Source organism: Exiguobacterium sp. UBA7533, assembly GCF_002479335.1.
In the GTDB taxonomy this organism is placed as follows: Bacteria; Bacillota; Bacilli; order Exiguobacteriales; family Exiguobacteriaceae; genus Exiguobacterium_A.
This window is the reverse complement of sequence record NZ_DLMP01000003.1, coordinates 226,078-247,569: the sequence shown is the minus strand read 5'-3', so window position 1 is coordinate 247,569 and position 21,492 is coordinate 226,078. Positions and strand designations below refer to the sequence as shown.

Here is a 21,492-nt window from a genome sequence, read left to right as displayed (position 1 = left end):
TTTGTTTTTATACGACTAGTCCTGATTAAAACGGGAATAGTCGAACAGAGGTGATGAGATGATGATTTATGATACACAGGAAGCACGACAAATTGATGAGTGGGCACGGACATCTGGGCTACCGCTCGAGGTGTTAATGGAGCGAGCCGGAAGTCAGATCGCAACACAGATTAAAACGCGCCATTCGAAGAGGGAACGAATACTAATTTTGTGTGGAACCGGCAATAATGGTGGGGATGGTTATGTCATTGGTCGCGAACTGATACGTGACGGATTCGATGTCACGCTATTCACTCCGTTTGGAAAGAGTCGTTCGGATATTGCAACGATTCATACTCATTATGCAGAAGCGTTCGGACTTGTAGCCGAAAAACCATGTGGTCGATATGATGTCATTTTGGATGCCTTATACGGTACTGGATTTGATCCAGGTCGGATTAATCCGGAATTCGAGGCGCAGTGTACATTCGTATCGGAACAAAAGCAGCAAGGAGCACGCATCTATGCAATAGATGTACCGAGCGGTGTGCCAACGGACCATACTATAGGATTCAAAGAGATAGCGATTCGAGCAGATGCGACATTTCAATTGCATGCGATGAAACGATCTACCTTTTTGATACGGACGGCACCGTTTTATGGAGAATCAGAAACGCTAGATATCGGATTACCGGCTTTTGGTGAATGGCGCGTCTCACCGAAGGATCTGGCTTCCTTGTTTAAGCGGGAACCATACGGTCACAAGGGGACATACGGAACGGCATTATTGATTGGAGGAAGTGACACGATGCCGGGATCCATCCAACTCGCGACGCGGGCAGCCCTAAGAACGGGAGTCGGTAAACTACAAGTCGCGACGACGTCACTTGCGAAACAGGGGATCGTCGTCCAAGCACCGGAAGCGATGGTCGTGGACCAGACGTTACCGGCGATTCAGAACGTGCTATCTTCCATATCAGCAGTTGGAATCGGTCCTGGTTTATCGCAAGAAGTAGCCGAAACATGGGTGGATCATCTACTTGAGAGTGATTTACCGGTAGTATTAGATGCCGGAGCACTAATAAAAGAAAGTTACCCAGAACGAACCGCGCCGATCATCGTCACACCGCATATTGGCGAATTCGCTCGGATGACGAATCAGACTGTTGCAAGTATTCAAGATGATCTATTCGGTCAAGCAACTGAGTATGCCGTCTTGCATCAAGTAACTGTCGTTTTGAAATCCCATGTTATTTTAATCGCTAAACCAAATGGAGGTGGGTTTGTCATCTCTGGTGCATCGAGTGGTCTCGCAAAGGGAGGAAGCGGGGATACCTTGTTTGGAATTTTAACGAGTCTCCTTGCGCAACATCCATCAGGAGATGTCGAAAAAACGCTAGCGCTAGGAGCGGAGTGGTATGCGTGTGCTTCAAAACAAGTTGAACGACGATTACATCCAAGTAGTTTGTTAGCAACGGATGTCATCGAAGAGTTAGGACGATTTGGGTTATAGGACAATAAATGTTAGAGAAAAGTCTTCCACGACATGTATGAGGGAAGACTTTTCTTTTTAGGAAAGAATTGACACATTCGATACGATAGGAGTATCATCAAGCGATGTCGAAACCTATATACGAAAAAACTAATGGAAAGGAGGGAAATACATGGAGGACATTGTTCGGAAACAACAATGGTGGATCGGAAATTTTGCCCTTTTCATGATGCTTGTTGGCGCTTTAATCATTTATACGACGACGGAAGAGACGATAAAGAATGCATATTTAAGTCGTTCTGTCATTATTTCATTTTTAGTCCTCATGGGGATTTTTATTTTTTATATCAGTCGTCGTAAGATGGACGTGGTGTTGCAAACCCACTTATTGTCCTTGATGTTGCTCGTTGTTCCAATCACTTCGATTAGTTTTTTACCTTATGCGGCGGTCACCGTTTGGGCTAGCAGTTTTTTGTTTTTAATGATCGCTTTGATTTCGTATCAACGAATCATGATGTGGTACGCCATCATCATTGCCATCGCAACTAGTTTTTACGTCATGTGGAATGCCGATAACGTGACGGTGAAAATTGATCCGACTGATCATTATGGACGAATTGGCATGATTATAATTGGTGTTTCCATTGCCCTTGTCATCAATCACTTGCATATCCGTAATTTAAATCGTTTGAATGATTTGGCGATACAACTACACGATACGGCACGCTGTGACGAAGAAACAGGTGTTTTGAATCGTCAAGGATTGAACGAAGTCGATTTCCCAAGACCTGAAAAACAGCTCATTTTTGTCGGGATTCATTTAGAAAATTATTATGAGTTGGCACGGTATTTTGGAGAAGACATTCAGTCACAAGTGTTACGAGCATGTATTGAACGGCTCAAGCGAAAACTACCTCCTTATCAAGCGTTTGCTCGAATCGAAGCAGGAACGTTATTGATCGTCATGAAAAAGCCGGACAAGGTGGCATGTAAGGAAGCGATGGAAAAATTGAGTCAAGAAATTTCCATACCTTACGAAATCGAAGGGCATCATGTCTACGTCAACATATCCATAGTCATCGATAATGGAGAAGGGGCGACGGACAATCGGAAGCGTCGAGTACAGCAGTTATTGACTGCGCTACAGGAAGCCGCTCAACAAAATGAACGTGTGATGTGCATTGACCAAGCCTGGCGAAAGGATCAAGAATTGCGAGTCAAAGCAGCACAATCATTAGCACAGGCTAATATTGAAACGGACTTTCACCTCGTCTATCAATTGCAGTACGATGTTCGATCAGAACAATTCATTGGTCTTGAAGCATTGGTTCGCTGGAAGACCTCGTTGCAAGGAGCTGATCGACCATCCGTCTTCATCCCGATTGCTGAAAAAAGTGACTTGATGATTCGTCTAGGAGAATGGATTTTTGAGGAAGGGTGTAAGACGCGTAAAGCATTGATCGGTCTCGTTCCGGATGAATTTACCTTATCGGTTAACGTATCGCCACGACAATTGACGAGTGAGTCATTCATGCCATTCATTGAACGAACGCTACTCAAGTATGCACTAAAGCCGCAACAGATTAAGATCGAGATCACGGAAAGTCAGTCGCTTGATTTTGAGAGTCAATCGATTCATCGAGCGCTCAAGCGCATCAAAACACTCGATTTTCCAGTTTCTCTTGATGATTTCGGGACTGGTCATGCCTCGTATCACGTCCTCGAACGTTTATTACCGTTACGTCAATTAAAGATTCCAAAGCAATTCATTGAACAAATCGGAGCATCAGAGAAACGACAATCGATCCTTGAGTCGATTTTTCAATTGAGTCAGTCGATGCATGTCGAATGTATCGTCGAGGGGGTAGAGACGGGAGAAGAAGTACGCATTGCCAAAGAAATCGGGATTCATTTGTTCCAAGGCTACTTCTTCGCTAAACCGGTACCACTCGAAGAAATCATCTGTCTACTACAAAAAACGAATGAAGGAACGATTCATTAATCCCTAAAAAGCCACTTCAGTCCGAACCTTTCGGAGAGAAGTGGCTTTTTCATACAGTATTTATGATTGGTACAGTCGATATTGATTTCGACCTTGTGTTTTTGCTTCATACAAAGCAATATCTGCTTGCTTGAAGACCGTTTCAGCGGGTTGATGATGAGCGTAAGCAATTCCAGCAGATACCGTGATCGATACAGCGTGATCCTGCATGACAAATGGCGTTTGTTGAACGGCTGCCACGATTGTTTCTGCTAAATGAATAGGTTCGTAAAGGTCACAATCTGGAATGATGACGATGAACTCTTCACCGCCATATCGACCAACCGTGATAGGTGCGGGACAATGTTCATTCAATACAATCGAAAAATGGCGCAAGACGGCGTCGCCGCCGGCGTGACCATGTGTGTCATTCACACTCTTGAAGTGATCTAAGTCAAACAAGATGACGCCCCAAGAAGCTCTGTTTTTTTCAAGCGTCGTGACCTTTTCCAAAATGACATGTCGATTCGCAAGCCTTGTTAATTGATCGGTCGAAGCGAGATAGGATTGATAAGAGTAAAGAACAAAATGTTGTTGCAGGAGTAGTGACAAACGATAAAACAAAAAGGCTCCGCCAATCGTTAAGATGAAATAAGGAATATAAATCGTCCTCCAGGCATCTACAGGGGAATTACTCGTAATCAGTCGCCAAAGAACAAGTAGAGAACCGACTGTCACGATGGCGGTAAAAAAATATCCTTGCCGTGTAATGAACCGACGACAAATAAATGACAGCATCAAAAAACCGAGTAGCGTCATGACAGAACTAAGTAAGGCATTTATAGAATCGCCATTATCGATTAAAAAACGATAAATCAAAAGCATTAATCCCGTCACTGTGATACTGATGTTACCACCGAATAAAGCGGATAAAGCGAGAGGTAATAAACGCAAATCAATCAGTGCGCCGTTTAAATCAATCGCATGATGCATAAGAAGAATACCGGTGATCCCATTAGCAAAACCAAAATACAGCCGAGTAGATATCATCGAGTCGGGTTGAATCGGTAAACGATCACGAAGCAGATAAAAGGCGAACGTAGAAACGAGAAAAATAATACAAATATTAACAAAAAAGATATTCACTGTAGCAAGCATCATGAAGCACTTCCTATTTTAAAATTTAAAACGAAAATCATTGTAAGATATCTCAGAGTTCAATAACATGAAAAACGGAAAAAACAGCCTAATCGGCTGTTTTAACGAATCGGTGCAAATTTTTGAATCTCTTGAACAGCCTCATTCCATGAAGCGACACGAATAACATTATTCGGTACGGCTTTACGGTTATAAGGTGCGTCGAACAAAATCACAGGGATGAATGTATCTTCTGCAATCTGCACAGCATTCTCTAATCGATCTTCCATAAACAAATCGAGTGATAAATCACGGACGACTTGTACTTTGTCGTGTGATCCCGTCATGATTAAGGAATCAAGAGGAAGTTCATGTTGTTTGATCCACTCTTCAGTTACAGGACGAACGAGTTCCGATCGTGCTGTCACGTAATGGAGATCATATTGCTTCCGCAAATTCCATAAGTGGTGGCGAACATGTTCTTGAGGGATGGACTCACGATAAATTCCTGACTCGTGACCGGAGTTCACCATGTAGTCCCAAAATTCGATTTGATTCATATCCGTATACGTATGCAATTCATATTCAGACGCCTGATTGAAGTCAATCGACGTTCCGAGATGTTTATTCATGTAAGTGAAGCAAGAGGATGGATGTGTGATCGTTCCATCGATGTCGATTCCAATTTTCATTTACAGTCACCCACGTTCTAAGAATTTTTCTTCACTTAGTATAACATAGTCGAAATCGAGATACGAAAAAAGACTCCTCATCAAAGAGGAGCCCTATCTTATACGTGATTTGCTTTTTCGGCTTCTTTTTCAGCCTGTTTTTCGAGGACGATGGCATCGATCTCTTTTTTCAATTCTTCGACCATTGTTGCTTCTGGTACTTTACGAATGATTTCTCCGTGGCGGAACAACAATCCTTCGTTACGAGCGCCGGCGATACCGATATCGGCTTCACGTGCTTCACCAGGACCGTTGACTGCACAACCAAGAACAGCAACTTTGATGTTCGCTTGGATATTTTCGATATAGTCTTCGATTTCTGCAGCGATCGACATCAAATCGATTTCGATCCGACCACATGTTGGACATGAGATCAATGTCGCAGCGTTGGCTGCGAGACCAAATGATTTCAAGACTTCTTTTGCGACTTTTACTTCTTCGACAGGGTCCGCTGAAAGAGATACACGAACCGTATTTCCGATTCCGCGTGAGAGGATCGCTCCAAGTCCTGCTGCTGATTTTAATGAACCAGAACGAAGTGGACCCGATTCCGTAATCCCTACGTGAAGTGGATAGTCAAACGATTCAGAAGCAAGTTGATATGCTTCAAGCGCCAACTGTACGTCTGATGCTTTCAATGAAACGATGATGTCATGGAAGTCGAGGTCTTCAAGGATCTTGATGTGGTGCAAGGCACTTTCGACCATACCACGTGCTGTTGGATAACCGTATTTTTCGAGAATGTGCTTTTCGAGTGAACCAGCGTTTACCCCAATACGGATTGGGATGTTTTTCGCTTTTGCTGCTGTCACGACGGCTTCGACTTTTTCGCGGCGACCGATATTACCTGGGTTGATCCGGATTTTATCGACGCCAGCTTCGATCGCCATGAGCGCGAGTTTATAGTTGAAGTGGATGTCTACGACAAGCGGGATGTTGATTCGGCTTTTGATTTCTGCAAGTGCGAGCGCATCACGTTCTTCTGGACAAGCGACGCGGACGATTTGGCAACCAGCTTCTTCAAGACGTAGGATTTCAGCGACTGTCGCTTCGACGTCGTGTGTCTTAGTTGTCGTCATACTTTGGATGATGACTTCATTATTTCCACCAATGACAAGGTCCCCTACACGAACGGGACGAGTCTTAGAGCGATGGACCATTTTCGGCATATCGAAAATCTCCTTTTGTGGCATACCGCCATATTGTTTATGTTTACCTTTTCTATCATATCGAACTATTCCCTAAAAATCGAGAAACAAGAACGAAAATCGAACATTTACAATTGTTTAATGAAAGTAAGGCGTCCGTCAATCCGTCGGACGCCTGATTTTGATACTCATCGAGATTTACGTGACGCGCGAGGTTTCGGGGAACGGGCAATCCATAATGGCACCAACGTGTAAATGAAGTGCCCGAGGATAAGTAAAGCGACTCCTATTTGATGATGCCCCAATTGGTAAAGAAGCATGCCAAGGGGGAAGGTCCATAGATTCGTTGCAACCGTATAAGGGAACGTCTGACGATATGCCCATGGGCGGGGGAGTAACAGACGAACGAATCCTTTCGTCAAATATGCCATCAAGAGCAAATACAGTAAGACCGCAATAGCGATGAAGATGAAGTGGAGAACGAACCAAATCACGATTGGAATATTTTTTTGTAAAAAGAAGGAATCGATGATCGTCGTCCATAGTGAAATCCAAGCCAATCCACAGAAATACAAAGAAACATCTGATAGACGAAGTCGTAAAAACGAGCGGTTTGGAATTAATGAAGTTTGTAAGTAATTAATGAGTTGACGTAAAAAAGACAAGAATATCACTCTTTCCATTGTTTTATAACAGATTTTTTGGTTTGTCTATTTGTTCATAAATAAAGGAATTATTGTAGTGGTACAGATTAATAAAACCTTAACAATTGGATGTCGGGAAAACTGTTTACAAGTTCATCAGACCTTTACATAATAGGGGGGTCGAAAAAATAAACTTTACAAACACATCAATCCACATCAAATAAAGGAGCTGGCAAGATGAACTATGATTTGCAGGAAATGATTTTTACCTTCATCGGTGGACTTGGGATTTTCCTTTTCGGTATTAAGTATATGGGAGATGGTCTCCAAAAAACAGCGGGAGACCGATTACGTTATATCCTCGATAAGTATACGACGAATCCACTATTAGGTATCTTAGCAGGTATCGTCGTCACGATATTGATTCAATCGTCATCCGGTACGACTGTCATCGTCGTCGGACTCGTGAGTGCAGGTCTGATGAATTTACGACAAGCAATTGGTGTCGTCATGGGAGCGAACATCGGTACGACGATCACGGCCTTTATCATCGGGTTCAATGTTAAAGAAGCGGCACTTCCGGCAATCGCCATTGGTGCTTTCTTGATCTTCTTCTTCAATAAAGAACGTGTTCAGTATATCGGACAGATTTTCTTTGGTTTCGGTGCATTGTTTTACGGTCTCACATTGATGGGGGACGGGATGGCTCCGCTCGAATCAAGTGCCTGGTTCCGAGAGTTGACTGTCTCGATGTCGGATAACCCATTGCTTGGTGTATTCGTCGGAACTATCTTTACAGTTCTTGTTCAGTCGTCATCTGCGACGATTGGTATCTTACAGGAGTTGTATGCTGGTGACATGATCGATATCAAAGCGGCACTACCGGTCTTGTTCGGTGATAACATTGGAACAACGATTACGGCAGTACTTGCAGCACTTGGTGCGTCGATCGCAGCCAAACGGACAGCCGCCGCACACGTCATCTTCAATATCATCGGAACAATTTTGTTCTTGATCGCATTACCAGTGTTCTCAAGCTTCATCGCATGGATTACAGACGCGCTTGGTTTAGAACCGAAAATGCAAATTGCTTTTGCACACGGAACGTTCAATGTCGTCAACACATTGATTCAATGTTGGTTCATCGCACAAATCGCATGGCTCGTTCAAAAAATCGTACCAGGTACGGATACGACGATCGATTCAAAACCGCGTCATCTCGATCAAAACATCTTAAATCAATCTTCTGCGCTTGCCTTAAACCAAGCGAAACTTGAAGTTTTGCGTATGGGTGAATTCTCAAAAGACGCACTTGCAAAAGCACACCGTTACACGCAATCGCATGATAAAAAAGATGTTTCAGAATCCGAGCAGATTGAATATGCGATCAACTACCTGAATACAGAAGTGACGAGTTATCTCGTTAAAATAGCAGCACATGATTTATCAGAACGTGAATCAAACGATCATTCGTTATTGATGCACGCCGTCAATGACTTTGAGCGGATTGGTGATCATGTTGAGAATATCGTTGAATTAATCGACTTCCAGATCGTCAACCGGATTCAGTTCACCACATCTGCGAAGCGAGAGCTTGATGAGATGTATGTCCTGACACAAGAAATCGTCGCTTGTGCGATTCGCGCCGTCGAAGAAGACGATGTCACGCGGGCACGAAAAGTTCTTGAACTTGAAGGGAAACTTGATGCATTCGAACGTTCATTCCGTAAACAGCATGTACTTCGCGTGAATGCTGGTGAATGTACAGGACAAGCGGGAATGATCTTCGTCGACTTACTTTCAAACCTTGAACGAATCGGCGATCACGCGGTGAACATCACGGATCTCGTCCTTGAACAGCGGACAGCATTAATGAACTAAGCGTAGACTTATTTTAAAACAGCTGATTTCGAAAAAAATGAAATCAGCTGTTTATTTTTTTGAAATAGCATATTGACAAGTTTCGTCACATCTCGTAATCTAATAAGAGTAAGAAACATACATCATGGCGGTGTAGCTCAGCTGGCTAGAGCGTACGGTTCATACCCGTGAGGTCGTGGGTTCGACTCCCTCCGCCGCTACTATTACTTAAGGACCCTTAGCTCAGCTGGTTAGAGCTGACGGCTCATAACCGTCCGGTCGCAGGTTCGAGTCCTGCAGGGTCCATTTGGTTGAACGCTTCTCGTTGCAAACGGGAAGCGTTTATTTTTGTTCGCTCGGGGAATAGTAAAGGTATTGTAATAATATTCATACTATAGTAACTAAGGGAGAGCGAAGAGAGATGGAACGTAACCATACGATGATGCAGTTTTTCGAGTGGCATGTAGAGAATGATGGAAAGCACTGGCAACGTTTGAAAGAACGAGCGCCTGAATTGCGTGCTGCTGGCATCACGTCCGTGTGGATTCCCCCAGCATCGAAAGGTCAGTCGGATGAAGATACAGGATACGGGATCTATGATGTCTATGACTTAGGCGAGTTCGATCAAAAAGGAACGGTCCGGACGAAATATGGCACAAAGGATGAACTGGTCGAAGCAATCGAAGTTGCCCATGAGAACGATATCGCTGTTTATGCGGATGTTGTCATGAACCATAAAGCTGCAGCAGACGAACTCGAAACGATTAAAGTAGTGGAAGTCAATCCAGAAGACCGATCGAAAGAAATTTCAGAAGAGTTTGAAATCGATGCGTGGACGAAGTTTACTTTCCCAGGTCGTAATGGAAAGTATTCGGATTTCGTCTGGACACACGAATTCTTCAATGGAACGGATTTTGACGCGCGCGAAGAAAAAACAGGAATCTTTAAGATTTCCGGAAATAATAAAGATTGGAACAACCAAGTAGATGATGAGTTCGGCAATTATGATTACCTCATGTTTGCAAACATCGACTACAATCATCCGACGGTACGGGAAGAAATGATCCGTTGGGGACACTGGTTCAAGGACACGATCGATTGCCAAGGCTTCCGTCTTGATGCAATCAAGCATATCAACTATGAATTTGTCCGTGAATTCGCGAAATCGATGATGGAAAGCAGCGAAGGCGATTTTTACATGGTCGGCGAGTTTTGGAAGTCAGATCTCGACGATTGCCGTCATTTCCTAGACAGTGTCGACTACACGATTGATTTGTTTGATGTTCCGCTTCATTATAAATTCCATGAAGCTTCCAAGCAGGGAGAAAAATTTGATTTAACGACATTGTTTGCGGATACGCTCGTCGAGTCGCATCCGACGAATGCCGTGACGTTCGTCGACAATCACGATTCACAGCCTGGCGAGTCGCTAGAATCATGGGTGGATGACTGGTTCAAGCAACATGCCTATGCAGCGATCTTGTTACGTAAGGACGGATATCCATGTGTCTTTTACGGGGATTACTATGGCGTCCAAGGACCGACCCCTGTCGAAGGAAAAAAAGAGATGATCAATGCCCTGCTCTATACGCGCTATCATAAAGCATACGGAGAACAACAGGATTATCTTGATGACCCGCACTGTGTAGGCTGGGTTCGTCTTGGTGTCGATGAAATCGAGAACTCAGGTTGTGCCGTGTTGCTTTCGAACGCCGACATGTGCGAGAAACGCATGTTCGTCGGTGAAGAGCGTGCGGGTCAAGAATGGTTCGACTATACAAACCATCAAGATCATCCAGTCGTGATTGACGAAGAAGGATTTGGTGTCTTCCCGGTTCCGGGCGGAGGCGTCTCTGTTTTTGCTCCGCAAGAAGTCGAGTAAATCCGAGGGTCTTGACTTGCGTCAACACAGGTACTTTTGCTAGTCTTAAAGGGTATTGAAGTTTTCGAAAATAGCACAAAGGGGGACATGAACATGTCAAAATTTGAATTACCAGAACTCGGCTACGCTTATGATGCGCTTGAGCCACATATCGATGCTCGTACGATGGAGATTCACCACACGAAACACCACAACACGTATGTCACGAACGTGAATACGGCGCTTGAGGGTACAGAACATGAAGGAAAGTCACTTGAAGAACTTCTTCAAAACTTGGATGCTCTCCCAGCAAACATTCAAACTGCAGTCCGTAACAACGGTGGCGGTCACTGGAACCACTCATTCTTCTGGAAATTGTTGAAGAAGAACGATGGCGCTGCTCCAACAGGGGAACTTGCAACAGCAATCGACGAAGCATTCGGATCATTTGATGCATTTAAAGATGCGTTCGCAAAAGCAGCAACAACTCGTTTCGGTTCTGGTTGGGCTTGGTTGATCGTTGACGGTGGGAAATTGGCAGTCGTTTCGACTCCAAACCAAGATACACCAGTCATGGAAGGCAAAACGCCAATCCTTGGTCTTGATGTTTGGGAACATGCATACTATCTCAACTATCAAAACCGTCGTCCGGATTACATCAATGCATTCTTCAACGTCGTTGATTGGGACCACGTAGCGAAGCTTTACGCTGACGCGAAGTAATGGAAAGAAGCGTATCGTTCAATTGTGAACGATACGCTTTTTTTAATGCGGAAAATCATGGGATAGGTTGTTATGGAAAGTTTCCTTCTATATAATGAAACAAGATGACTTTTGAACGATAGGGGAGTACGCCATGGCTAAACGAATCACCGTACGAGGAAGACGGCGTAATCATCTGCCGCTTCGTCTGAATTTAATGTTCTTCGTCGTTTTTTTATTGTTTGCGATTTTGATTTTCCGTCTAGGAGTCGTTCAAATCGTCAATGGTGAAAAAATTTCGCGGGAAGTCCAAAAAACGGAGATGACTGCATCAAAGTATGAAGTACCACGTGGTAAGATTTATGACCGGGATGGTCGTCTACTTGTCGATACAATTTCTAAATACTCCATTGTATATCGTCGCGCACAATCGACGAAAGTAGATGAACGTATTGAAATCGCGCAGCGTCTCGCAGCAATCATTGATCTGCCTAAAAAAGACTGGAAAGTCACGGAACGTGACATCAAGGATTTTTGGGTCGCGACGAACACGGAAGAGTCGGATCGTCGTTACCAAGCAGCAGTGAAAAAGAAGTATCCTTCAACGGAAGCACAAAGTAAGCTTTCGATTGCGGAACAAGATCAAATCCGCCTGGATGCGATCACGAAAAAAGATATTGATTACGATGATAAGACGATGGAAGTCATTGCGATCAAACATAACATGGAAGTCGGTTATGCGCTTGATCCACAACTCGTCAAGCTCGGTGCGTCTGCAAAAGAGATGGCAATCATCGATGAAAATTTAGAAGATTTGAAAGGTGTATCGGTTGAACCGTTTTACGAACGCTCTTATCCGTATGAAGGAACACTTCGAAACATCTTCGGAAAGTACTCGAAGATTCCGGCAGAACAACAAGCGGAGTTCAAAGCAAAAGGATATAGTTTGAATGATCGTGTCGGGACTTCGTTCCTTGAGCAACAGTACGAAGATCTTCTGCGCGGGAAACCGGCATACGATGTGTACGAAACGTTTAATGGAGAACCGGTCGGTGATCCAAAACGTGAAGAAGGCGAGTCCGGGAAGGACCTCGTTCTAACCGTTGATGCGGAATACAATAAAAAAGTAGATCAAATCATGCAACAAGCGATCAAAATGGGTCGTGGCATGGGTAGTCGTTATTTAAAAGAAGGATATGCCGTCGTCATGAATCCACAAACTGGTGAGATTTTAGCGATGTCAGGTCAAAAGCTTGATCCTTCGACTGGGAAGTTCACGGATGTAGCGATTAATAATGTCTTGACGTCTCTTCAAATCGGTTCAACGATCAAGGGTGCGACAGTTGCGATGGGACTACAGGAAGGTGTCATTCGTCAAAACGAAGTCATCAACGATGCGCCGATCACAATCGGAGGTACAAAAAAAGGATCATATGTTAACATGGGACCGATTACGGATTTAACGGCGCTTGAGCGCTCGTCGAACGTCTATATGTTTAACATTGCGATGCGGATGGCGAAATATCCGAGCAATGGGATTGCTGGTGCGAGCGTGGATGGAGCAGCTGCCATCATGCAGAATTACTATAGTCAGTTCGGTCTTGGGGTGACGACAGGTGTTGATTTGCCTTACGAAGCAAAAGGTGTTCAAGGGACGCCAGACCGTGTCACGTTGTTGATGGACCGAGTCATTGGTCAGTACGATGCCTTTACGCCGCTTCAAGTCGCGCAGTACATTTCAACACTTGCGAACGGTGGTTATCGAGTTCAGCCTCACTTCTTAAAAGAAGTATTGGCGTCGAACTCGATTGAAAAGGGTACGAAAAAAGTCGATTACAGCTTTAAAACGAATTATCTGAACCGGATTGAAGTCAGTCAAGATAATATTGATCATGTCCGGGAAGGGTTGCACCGTGTTGTAAAAGGTGAGCGTGGTACAGCCAAAGTCATCGCACAAACTGGAATCGATGCTGCAGCAAAAACAGGTACTGCACAGGTCAGCGTCTATGGGGATGACGGAATCGCCTTACGTGACGGAAGCGGGCAACCGGTTCGTTCATTGAACTCGAATCTTGTCGGTTGGGCACCGTATGACAATCCAGAGATGGCGTGGGCCGTGTTCCTTCCTTACATGGAACAAGAGACTGTCAACTCGAAAATCGGTCATGATCTTGTCAAAGCGTACTTCAACGTAAAGGACGTACCGTGGCAGACTAAGCCAAATTAACTAGAAACTAAGCGAGGGTGAGCAATCACTCTCGTTTTTTTGTTTGTATTGACCTTTTTTTGTAATGGATTTCGAATTGTAAACACTAAAAAACACGCCTTTACAATTCTTTTACGTTGGATTCATTTCGTTTTAATAGTTCATCCGTAGTATAAGTCTTGTAAGGAAAACGGATAAAAAGTCGTAGCATCGTCAGCGACATACTTTCGAGGAGGAAAATTAATCATGTCTTGGATGAAAAAAACAGCACTCATTACAACGGTAGCATCAATCGCAGTAGTGGGGGCAGCATGTGGTAACGATAAAGGCGGTTCTGCTAGTTCATCTGATTTAAAAGGGAAAATCGCAATCGACGGTTCTTCTACAGTCTTCCCGATCATGGAAGCTGTCGGTGAAGAATATTCAACGGAACAACCTGACGTAAATGTCACAGTCGGTGTCTCTGGTACGGGTGGCGGATTCAAACGCTTCGTCGTCGGTGAAACGGATCTTTCGAACGCATCGCGTGAAATTAAAGAAGAAGAAGCAGCTGAAGCGAAAAAGAACAACATCGAATATACAAAACTTTCACTTGCATATGATGGTCTAACTGTTGCAGTCAGCAAAGATAATACATGGGTAAAAGAACTCTCGCTTGATCAACTCGAAAAGATTTGGCTCGATCCAAACGTTAAGACTTGGAAAGATGTTGATTCTTCTTATCCGGCTGAACCACTGAAGTTCTTCAGCCCAGGGAAAGATTCAGGAACATTCGACTTCTTCTCTGAAAAAGTACTTGAGAAGAAAGACATGCGTAAAGACGTTCAACTGTCTGAGGACGATAACGTACTCGTCAAAGGGGTTGAAGGAACGAAAGGTGCGATTGGTTACTTCGGTTATGCCTACTACGCTGAAAATAAAGATAAGTTAAAAGAAGTACCACTTTCAGCTGAAGGAAAAGATGCTGTCGATCCAACACCAGAAACAATCAAGGATTTATCTTACCCGCTGTCACGTGAAATCTACACGTACGTCAACAACAAATCATTGAACGATAAAAAACAGGTGGCAGACTTCGTGAAATTCACGAACGAAAACGCTGGAGATTTAGCTGAAGAAGTCGGTTATATCAAAATGCCACAAGATCGTTACGATGAAAACACAAAAGCAATCGAAGATGCAATGAAATAATCATCGAGTCATGAGGATGGCCCAACCGGGGAAGTCTGTACCGGTTGGGTCCCGTTCTCATGTCAAGAAGGAGTAGGGAGCGAAGAAGGATGAATTCAACACCCAATAAATCGGTTCGCGAGCTGATTCAACAGAACCGACAGCAAAAATTCAGTGTGAAAAACGTCATGGAACGCATCATGCCGATCGTTTTATTTCTGTGTGCGTTCGTCTCGGTCGTTACGACCATCGGCATCATTCTCACGTTAGTCATTGAAACCGAGCATTTCTTTGAAGTCGTTCCGTTCAAGGAATTTTTCGGCAGTACGAGCTGGTATCCACTGAACTCTCAACCAGAGTATGGGATTTGGCCGCTCGTCGTCGGTACACTTGAGATTACCGTGATTGCGATGCTAGTTGCCGTGCCGATCGGCCTCACGTCTGCGATTTATTTAAGTGAGTATGCGTCAGACCGTGCACGCCGTATCTTAAAACCGATTTTAGAAGTCTTAGCTGGTGTTCCGACGATCGTTTTCGGATTCTTCGCGTTGACGTTCGTCACACCACTACTCGTTAAATTAATTCCAGGCATTCAAATCTACAATGCGCTCAGTCCGGGGATCGTCGTCGGTATCATGATCATTCCAATGATCGCCTCGATTTCTGAGGATGCGATGAGCTCTGTTCCTAAAAAAATTCGTGACGGTGCGCTTGCTCTTGGTTCGACACGTCTTGAAGTCGCATTAAAAGTCGTTGTTCCCGCTGCCTTGTCCGGAATCATTGCTTCAATCGTACTCGGAATGTCTCGGGCGATTGGTGAGACGATGATCGTGACGATCGCTGGTGGTTCGAATCCGACAGCTGCTGTTAATCCACTCGAGCCGGTCCAGACGATGACTGCGTATATCGTTCAGGTCGCTTTAGGCGATGCTGGATTTGGAACAGTTGAATATTACAGTATCTATGCGGTTGGTACGCTCTTGTTCGTCTTTACGTTATTGATGAACTTACTCGCGAACTGGATCACACGCCGCTTCAGAGAGGAGTATTAAGATGGCCTTACCAGAAAAGCAACCTGTCACAAAAAAATTCATCGACCCGGTCGCAGTTAAGAAATCCATTAGCCAACGCCTCGTCGTCAACAATGTAACGAAAGTCATTTTCCTCGTCGGTCTGTTTTTCGGTCTCGTCGTCTTAGGTATTCTCCTATTCGGCGTCATCCGTGACGGTGCTTCGTGGTTATCACTTGAATTTCTACAAAACGCACCATCTCGTCGTGCGGAACGTGCCGGAATCTATCCAGCGTTAATGGGATCGATCTTCTTGATGCTCCTGATCATCCCGATGATTTTCATCATTGGTGTTGGAGCAGCAATTTATTTAGAAGAATATGCAAAAAAGAGTCGGATGACATCGTTCATCGAGGTCAATATCTCGAACCTCGCAGGTGTTCCGTCGATCGTCTTTGGTTTACTCGGATTAACGTTCTTCGTTCGTAATATGGGCTTCGGTTCGACGTTGATTGCTGGAGCTTTGACACTTGCATTGATGAGTCTTCCGGTCGTCATCGTTTCTTCTCAAGAAGCAATTCGCGCCGTGCCACAAGCGATGCGCCATGCATCACTCGCACTCGGTGCATCGAAATGGCAAACGACGTTCAAAGTCGTTCTTCCGGCATCACTTCCGGGAGTCATTACAGGAATCATCTTAGCTGTATCCCGAGCGATCGGTGAGACAGCACCGTTGATCATGGTCGGAGCTGCCATTTTCATCGCCCGTGCGCCAGAAGGGATCTTTTCAGAGTTCACGGCATTACCGATTCAAATCTATAACTGGACAAGTCGTCCACAAGCGGACTTCCAAGGTCTTGCAGCAGCAGGAATCATCATCTTGATGGTCATTCTCTTGACGATGAACTCGCTTGCGATCTGGATTCGGAACCGATTTTCTAAACGCTATTAATCGAACGAGATAGAAGGGATTTCTTTTAAGGAGGAAGACAGATGATGGATACGAAGCTGAATACGAAATCAGTCGTCACAGAAGGGGCAGAGCGTATGAACCAACCAGTAGTAGCACGCGAGAGCGTCTATAACGTTAAAAATTTAAATTTATGGTACGGTGACGATCACGCGCTTAAAGATGTCAATCTTGATATCAAAAAAAATGAAGTTACGGCAATTATTGGACCGTCAGGATGCGGTAAATCGACATTCATCAAAACATTGAACCGGATGGTCGAACTCGTTCCGATCGTGCGGACGAATGGTGTCATTGAGTATCACGGACGTAATATCTTTGAAAAAGAGTATGGTGTTGAAGAATTACGGACGTCTGTCGGAATGGTCTTTCAGCAACCGAATCCATTCCCAAAATCAATTTACGATAACATCGCATATGGTCCACGTGTCCATGGCGTTAAAAACAAAAAAATCCTTGATGAGATCGTGGAACGTAGTTTACGCCGAGCAGCGATTTGGGATGAAGTCAAAGATCGCTTAAATGAAAATGCCTACGGTCTTTCGGGTGGTCAACAACAACGTCTCTGTATCGCGCGTTGCCTCGCGATCGAGCCGGATGTCATTTTGATGGATGAGCCGACATCGGCACTGGACCCGATTTCTACATTAAAAGTAGAAGAACTCGTCCAAGAGTTGAAATCGGACTACTCAATTATCATCGTCACGCACAACATGCAGCAAGCTGCACGTGTATCTGACAAAACAGCATTCTTCTTGAATGGTGAAGTCGTCGAGTTCGATCAAACAGACCGGATCTTTGGAAATCCGACCGACAAACGGACGGAAGATTACATTTCAGGACGATTCGGATAAGAAGGGGAGACGAGACGAATGGCAGCGAACCGTACAATTTTTGGAGAAAACCTTGCAATACTCGATCAAAAAGTCTTTTTACTAGCACGAAAAACGATGCAACAAATCGCAACGACAGCAGAGGCGCTCGAAAAATATGATCAAGATATCGCACGTGGTGTCATTGCGAACGACAATGAACTCGATGATCTTGAACTCGAAATCAACGATGATGCGATCCTCTTAATCGCGAAGCAACAACCAGTTGCGACGGATTTACGACGGATCATCACAGCGATGAAGATTTCATCGGATCTCGAGCGGATTGCGGATTATGCAGGAAATATTTCAAAAGCAGTCCTTCGTGTCGAAACATTTCCATACGTCATCGATATCTCCTTGTTGAAGGAAGCGTTTGAGACATTACTCGATATGACGGAAACCGCAATCGTTGCATATCGTGATGGAGATGTCGAAAAAGCAAAAGCACTGTCTGATCTCGACAATGTCATCGATGAGACGACATACAAGGCGCTCCGTCAGTATATGCGTCATATGTCCTTGCAACCGATCGTTGTCGATGAAGTCATGCAATTCACGAACATTTGCCGATATATCGAGCGAATGGGTGACCACTTGACGAACGTCGGGGAACATCTGATCTATCTCGAAAAAGGAAAACATTATGATTTAAATGGGTGAACTAAGTAGGCAGGAGGAATTTCCTCTGCCTACTTTTTTTGTAAAGGGATTCGAAACACGTTTGTAGAATAGGAAAGAAGTGAATAATGACAGAGAGGTGATTGGGAATGCTTGAGCAAATCATTAAAATGAAAGAACAAGGGCTGACAACAAAACAAATCGCAGCTCAATTGGATACGACTGAAGGAAAAATTAAATATGCTTGGACCAAATATCGTAAATCATTGACAAATCAACCAACTGTAGAAGCACCGAAAGTAAAATCAAAAACTGTCAAACAGACCAAAAAGTCGACTGCACCGGTATTAGATGTCGTACCGTCTGTGCAAGTGATGCCATCACTCGAACGTGATGCGTTTGGAATGGCGACGCATTATGAAGATGATATTCTCCATGCGATCGTTCAGTCACCGACTGCGTTATATGTCTACTGGGAATTGTCTGAACTGTCGAAACAGTTGTTAGAAACGCATTATCACACGACATTTGATTCGTTCCGTAAAGAGTTACGCATCATTGACGTCACACTCGTCGATTACGAACAAGGACAAGCGAATCGTACGTATCAGTTCGAACTGCCTGAGATGACGAATGCTTGGTTCGTTCGACCAGTTGCCCCGAATACTACATACATCATTGAATGGGGCATTCAAACGATTGATGGAGATTTCGTTCCAGTACTACGTTCGAAACCAGTCGAGACACCACGTGACGAACCAGTCACAGACGGACGCTTCGCCGAAGTCGTGCATCATTGGCAATACGGTGAGGTCGAACAGCCGGAATGGGTCGAGGTATTACGCCCGTATTCTTATTTCGATCGCGTCCGATAATGGAATTAGAGAGAGGAAAGGAAGAGAAGCTATGCGAAAAGGATATTTTTCACTCGTCTTACATGCACACTTACCATATATCCGTCATGAAGAGGCGCATCGTCTCGAGGAACGGTGGATGTATGAAGCGATTTCAGAAACCTACATTCCATTATTGTGGGAAGTCGACCGCTTATCACGTCCGCTCGGTTGGACAGTCAGTATTTCACCGCCGGTCATCGAGATGCTTGCCGATCCACTGATTCAAGACCGCTACATCGAGCATATCGAGGACACATTACGTTTGATTCGTCAGGAACTGGAGCGAGAGCTTGACCAAAAGGAACGAGATGCTCTTTTATTCTATCAAGACCGCTATCAAGATTTATTGAATACGTTCCTTCACTGGGAAAAAGATTTGAACCGGGCATTCCGCCATTACAAAGAGCAAGGCTATCTTGATTTGATTACCTGTACGGCGACACACGGGTTCAGTCCTCACATGTTGTCTGAACAAGCGGCGCGCTCTGAAATTCAGACAGGCTTGAACTGTTTTGAACGCCATTACGGATTCCGTCCATCAGGTCTTTGGATGCCGGAATGTGCCTATACGCCAGGACTTGATCGGATTTTATATGAGGAAGGCATTCGCTATACGTTCGTCGATGAACATTCGATTTTAAACGCCGATCCAGCACCAAAACACGGAATCGGAGCACCCGTCTATTCTCCACACGGCGTAGCACTCTTCCCGCGTGATCAAATCATTTCCGGAAAAATCTGGAGTTCTGTTATCGGGTATCCGGGACATCCTGATTATCGTGAGTTTTATCGGGATCTCGCGTATGATCGGGAATGGGATCAAATTGCTGAGTTCATGCATCCGGAAGGCTTACGTTATGATACCGGGTTGAAATTGCATCGTGTAACAGGTGAGACGGATCAAAAAGACTATTACGTACGTGACTGGGCATGGCAACGAACAAGTGAGCATGCAGCAGATTTTGCTCAAGCACTTGGTGAACATTTAGATGCATATCAAGGACAAGACTTCCCGCCATTTCTCGTCACAGCACCATTTGATGCTGAATTGTTTGGTCACTGGTGGTTCGAAGGACCTGATTTCCTTGGTAAAGCGATGGAACGTCTAGAGGATCAGGCGATTGAGTCGATTTCACCAGCTATGTTCCTCGAACGTCACTTCCAAGACATCGATACGGCACATGTCGCGATGGGAACGTGGGGACGAAAAGGCTATGCGGAAGTCTGGATCAACGAGCGCAACGACTGGATGATTCGCCATCTCCACCAGCTCGAAAAGAGACTAGCAGGAATCGTTGCGCGAAATCGTCATCAAGATGCATTGACTGTCAAGGCGAAACGCCAGCTCATTCGAGAATATCTACTTGCTGTCTCAAGTGACTGGCCGTTCATTTTAGACGGACAGACGACAGCACAGTACGCTGCGAACCGGTTCCGTGAGCATATCTTACGTTTTGAAGAAACCGAACGTCGTCTCGATGCACAAGAATTAACGATGGACTGGTTGGAAGGGCGTTATCAACAATATCCGTTCTTGCAAGATGAAGACATTGAACCAGATGTTTTCTTAACGGCTCATGACTATTATGTTGCGGTCAAACGCGATGCTGCTTTGAACAAGGATGGTATTCTCATGTTCACTCGGGATTACGAACAATCTCACCGTCCAGTTCGTGATGTAGCTAGACGACTAGCGGCAGCGGGAGAGAACGTCTACGTCGTAACGGAACATCCTGAAGCGTATCGATTCGAGGAGGGTGTACATGTATACGGGGTACAAGTGACAGGTCTACCGCTCGTTCAAACATACAATCAACTGGCTGCGTTAAATCTAGCCTTCTTGCGTCAGGCGCAAGCCTTGGCGAAGATCGTTGACTTCCAAGTCGTCCATAACTTCAATATGGAAACAGCGTCAGCTGCCCAGGCAATCGCCAAGATGAAAGAGTTGCCACTCGTCAGTAATGTTTATGATGTCGAGAGTGAGCGTTCTCCGGATCGTTCAGGTGGTCTGGTCGTTGCGTTAAAACGACTTGAAGGAGACGCATTGCGTCAATCGGCTGTCGTTTATCTAGAACGGGAAGAGTCACGCAACGGGGTGGAACAGGAGTATCACGTTGAAAAGAAACCCCTTCGTTTTGAAGAGAACCTTGAAAAACCATATCAACACGTGACGAATCCGAAAAAGAACGGATGAACAGTTGCAATTCCTTTC

At 44.7% G+C, this 21,492-nt stretch carries 17 protein-coding genes and 2 tRNA genes; 15 read left to right on the top strand and 4 right to left on the bottom strand.

Annotated elements, in window-relative coordinates; genetic code table 11:
* Positions 1-61: 61 nt before the first annotated feature.
* Both B2U10_RS06795 and B2U10_RS06790 read left to right on the top strand, forming a co-directional pair.
* On the top strand, positions 62-1,492 hold the full coding sequence (locus B2U10_RS06795; protein ID WP_035409177.1) for a bifunctional ADP-dependent NAD(P)H-hydrate dehydratase/NAD(P)H-hydrate epimerase: 1,431 nt from the start codon (positions 62-64) through the stop codon (positions 1,490-1,492).
* A gap of 151 nt (positions 1,493-1,643) precedes the next feature.
* Positions 1,644-3,473, top strand: a complete 1,830-nt coding sequence (locus B2U10_RS06790) for a bifunctional diguanylate cyclase/phosphodiesterase (protein ID WP_290786453.1) — start codon at positions 1,644-1,646, stop codon at positions 3,471-3,473.
* Between the two features lie 60 nt (positions 3,474-3,533).
* On the opposite strand, the gene B2U10_RS06785 is transcribed toward B2U10_RS06790, so the two are convergent.
* The 4 genes from B2U10_RS06785 to B2U10_RS06770 all read right to left on the bottom strand — a co-directional run bounded on the left by B2U10_RS06785 (position 3,534) and on the right by B2U10_RS06770 (position 7,142).
* The gene (locus B2U10_RS06785) at positions 3,534-4,613 is read right to left on the bottom strand and encodes a GGDEF domain-containing protein (RefSeq protein ID WP_290748863.1); all 1,080 of its coding nucleotides are present in this window, start codon (positions 4,611-4,613) and stop codon (positions 3,534-3,536) included.
* A gap of 98 nt (positions 4,614-4,711) precedes the next feature.
* Entirely contained in the window at positions 4,712-5,281 is a 570-nt protein-coding gene (locus B2U10_RS06780) for a 5' nucleotidase, NT5C type (protein ID WP_231496878.1), read from the bottom strand.
* Between the two features lie 98 nt (positions 5,282-5,379).
* Positions 5,380-6,489: a flavodoxin-dependent (E)-4-hydroxy-3-methylbut-2-enyl-diphosphate synthase gene (gene ispG, locus B2U10_RS06775; RefSeq protein ID WP_035409173.1), complete on the bottom strand. Its 1,110-nt coding sequence runs from the start codon at positions 6,487-6,489 to the stop codon at positions 5,380-5,382.
* 167 nt (positions 6,490-6,656) lie between these two features.
* A complete protein-coding gene (locus B2U10_RS06770; protein WP_056060164.1) occupies positions 6,657-7,142 on the bottom strand; it encodes a hypothetical protein in 486 nt (161 codons plus the stop codon).
* A 207-nt stretch (positions 7,143-7,349) separates the two neighbouring features.
* Between B2U10_RS06770 and B2U10_RS06765 the strand changes: the two genes are divergently transcribed.
* From B2U10_RS06765 to B2U10_RS06705, 13 genes are all read left to right on the top strand, one after another.
* Entirely contained in the window at positions 7,350-8,993 is a 1,644-nt protein-coding gene (locus B2U10_RS06765) for a Na/Pi cotransporter family protein (protein WP_035409170.1), read from the top strand.
* 126 nt (positions 8,994-9,119) lie between these two features.
* A tRNA-Met gene (locus B2U10_RS06760) sits at positions 9,120-9,193 on the top strand.
* 11 nt (positions 9,194-9,204) lie between these two features.
* Positions 9,205-9,278: transfer RNA gene (locus B2U10_RS06755), tRNA-Ile, on the top strand.
* 115 nt (positions 9,279-9,393) lie between these two features.
* Complete coding sequence (locus B2U10_RS06750; protein WP_035409168.1) at positions 9,394-10,854, top strand: alpha-amylase; 1,461 nt, start codon at positions 9,394-9,396, stop codon at positions 10,852-10,854.
* Positions 10,855-10,947: 93 nt separating this feature from the next.
* Positions 10,948-11,556 (top strand): superoxide dismutase, encoded by a 609-nt coding sequence (locus B2U10_RS06745; RefSeq protein ID WP_035409166.1) that lies wholly within the window; start codon positions 10,948-10,950, stop codon positions 11,554-11,556.
* Positions 11,557-11,689: 133 nt separating this feature from the next.
* Positions 11,690-13,762, top strand: a complete 2,073-nt coding sequence (locus B2U10_RS06740) for a peptidoglycan D,D-transpeptidase FtsI family protein (RefSeq protein ID WP_056060174.1) — start codon at positions 11,690-11,692, stop codon at positions 13,760-13,762.
* Between the two features lie 225 nt (positions 13,763-13,987).
* Positions 13,988-14,932: a PstS family phosphate ABC transporter substrate-binding protein gene (locus tag B2U10_RS06735; protein ID WP_035409162.1), complete on the top strand. Its 945-nt coding sequence runs from the start codon at positions 13,988-13,990 to the stop codon at positions 14,930-14,932.
* Between the two features lie 89 nt (positions 14,933-15,021).
* Positions 15,022-15,963 carry a phosphate ABC transporter permease subunit PstC gene (gene pstC / locus B2U10_RS06730; protein WP_035409160.1) on the top strand — a complete coding sequence of 314 codons (942 nt, stop codon included), beginning with the start codon at positions 15,022-15,024 and terminating at the stop codon, positions 15,961-15,963.
* Position 15,964: 1 nt separating this feature from the next.
* Positions 15,965-16,873 (top strand): phosphate ABC transporter permease PstA, encoded by a 909-nt coding sequence (pstA, locus tag B2U10_RS06725; RefSeq protein ID WP_035409158.1) that lies wholly within the window; start codon positions 15,965-15,967, stop codon positions 16,871-16,873.
* A gap of 95 nt (positions 16,874-16,968) precedes the next feature.
* Positions 16,969-17,745, top strand: coding sequence for a phosphate ABC transporter ATP-binding protein PstB (pstB, locus tag B2U10_RS06720; RefSeq protein ID WP_052019099.1), 777 nt, complete (start codon positions 16,969-16,971; stop codon positions 17,743-17,745).
* 18 nt (positions 17,746-17,763) lie between these two features.
* Complete coding sequence (gene phoU, locus B2U10_RS06715; protein WP_035409154.1) at positions 17,764-18,426, top strand: phosphate signaling complex protein PhoU; 663 nt, start codon at positions 17,764-17,766, stop codon at positions 18,424-18,426.
* A 107-nt stretch (positions 18,427-18,533) separates the two neighbouring features.
* Complete coding sequence (locus tag B2U10_RS06710; RefSeq protein WP_035409152.1) at positions 18,534-19,259, top strand: DUF4912 domain-containing protein; 726 nt, start codon at positions 18,534-18,536, stop codon at positions 19,257-19,259.
* Positions 19,260-19,290: 31 nt separating this feature from the next.
* Positions 19,291-21,474, top strand: coding sequence for a 1,4-alpha-glucan branching protein domain-containing protein (locus B2U10_RS06705; protein ID WP_035409150.1), 2,184 nt, complete (start codon positions 19,291-19,293; stop codon positions 21,472-21,474).
* The last annotated feature ends 18 nt before the right edge of the window (positions 21,475-21,492 follow it).

Excerpts from the sequence above, each read along its gene's own strand:
- B2U10_RS06795 (WP_035409177.1), top strand. The coding sequence starts at position 62 with ATGATTTATGATACACAGGAAGCACGACAAATTGATGAGTGGGCACGG.
- B2U10_RS06745 (WP_035409166.1), top strand. The coding sequence starts at position 10,948 with ATGTCAAAATTTGAATTACCAGAACTCGGCTACGCTTATGATGCGCTT.
- ispG (WP_035409173.1), bottom strand. The coding sequence starts at position 6,489 with ATGCCGAAAATGGTCCATCGCTCTAAGACTCGTCCCGTTCGTGTAGGG.
- B2U10_RS06780 (WP_231496878.1), bottom strand. The coding sequence starts at position 5,281 with ATGAAAATTGGAATCGACATCGATGGAACGATCACACATCCATCCTCT.
- B2U10_RS06785 (WP_290748863.1), bottom strand. The coding sequence starts at position 4,613 with ATGATGCTTGCTACAGTGAATATCTTTTTTGTTAATATTTGTATTATT.
- B2U10_RS06740 (WP_056060174.1), top strand. The coding sequence starts at position 11,690 with ATGGCTAAACGAATCACCGTACGAGGAAGACGGCGTAATCATCTGCCG.
- pstC (WP_035409160.1), top strand. The coding sequence starts at position 15,022 with ATGAATTCAACACCCAATAAATCGGTTCGCGAGCTGATTCAACAGAAC.
- B2U10_RS06790 (WP_290786453.1), top strand. The coding sequence starts at position 1,644 with ATGGAGGACATTGTTCGGAAACAACAATGGTGGATCGGAAATTTTGCC.
- B2U10_RS06710 (WP_035409152.1), top strand. The coding sequence starts at position 18,534 with ATGCTTGAGCAAATCATTAAAATGAAAGAACAAGGGCTGACAACAAAA.
- phoU (WP_035409154.1), top strand. The coding sequence starts at position 17,764 with ATGGCAGCGAACCGTACAATTTTTGGAGAAAACCTTGCAATACTCGAT.
- pstB (WP_052019099.1), top strand. The coding sequence starts at position 16,969 with ATGAACCAACCAGTAGTAGCACGCGAGAGCGTCTATAACGTTAAAAAT.
- B2U10_RS06765 (WP_035409170.1), top strand. The coding sequence starts at position 7,350 with ATGAACTATGATTTGCAGGAAATGATTTTTACCTTCATCGGTGGACTT.
- B2U10_RS06705 (WP_035409150.1), top strand. The coding sequence starts at position 19,291 with ATGCGAAAAGGATATTTTTCACTCGTCTTACATGCACACTTACCATAT.
- B2U10_RS06750 (WP_035409168.1), top strand. The coding sequence starts at position 9,394 with ATGGAACGTAACCATACGATGATGCAGTTTTTCGAGTGGCATGTAGAG.
- pstA (WP_035409158.1), top strand. The coding sequence starts at position 15,965 with ATGGCCTTACCAGAAAAGCAACCTGTCACAAAAAAATTCATCGACCCG.
- B2U10_RS06735 (WP_035409162.1), top strand. The coding sequence starts at position 13,988 with ATGTCTTGGATGAAAAAAACAGCACTCATTACAACGGTAGCATCAATC.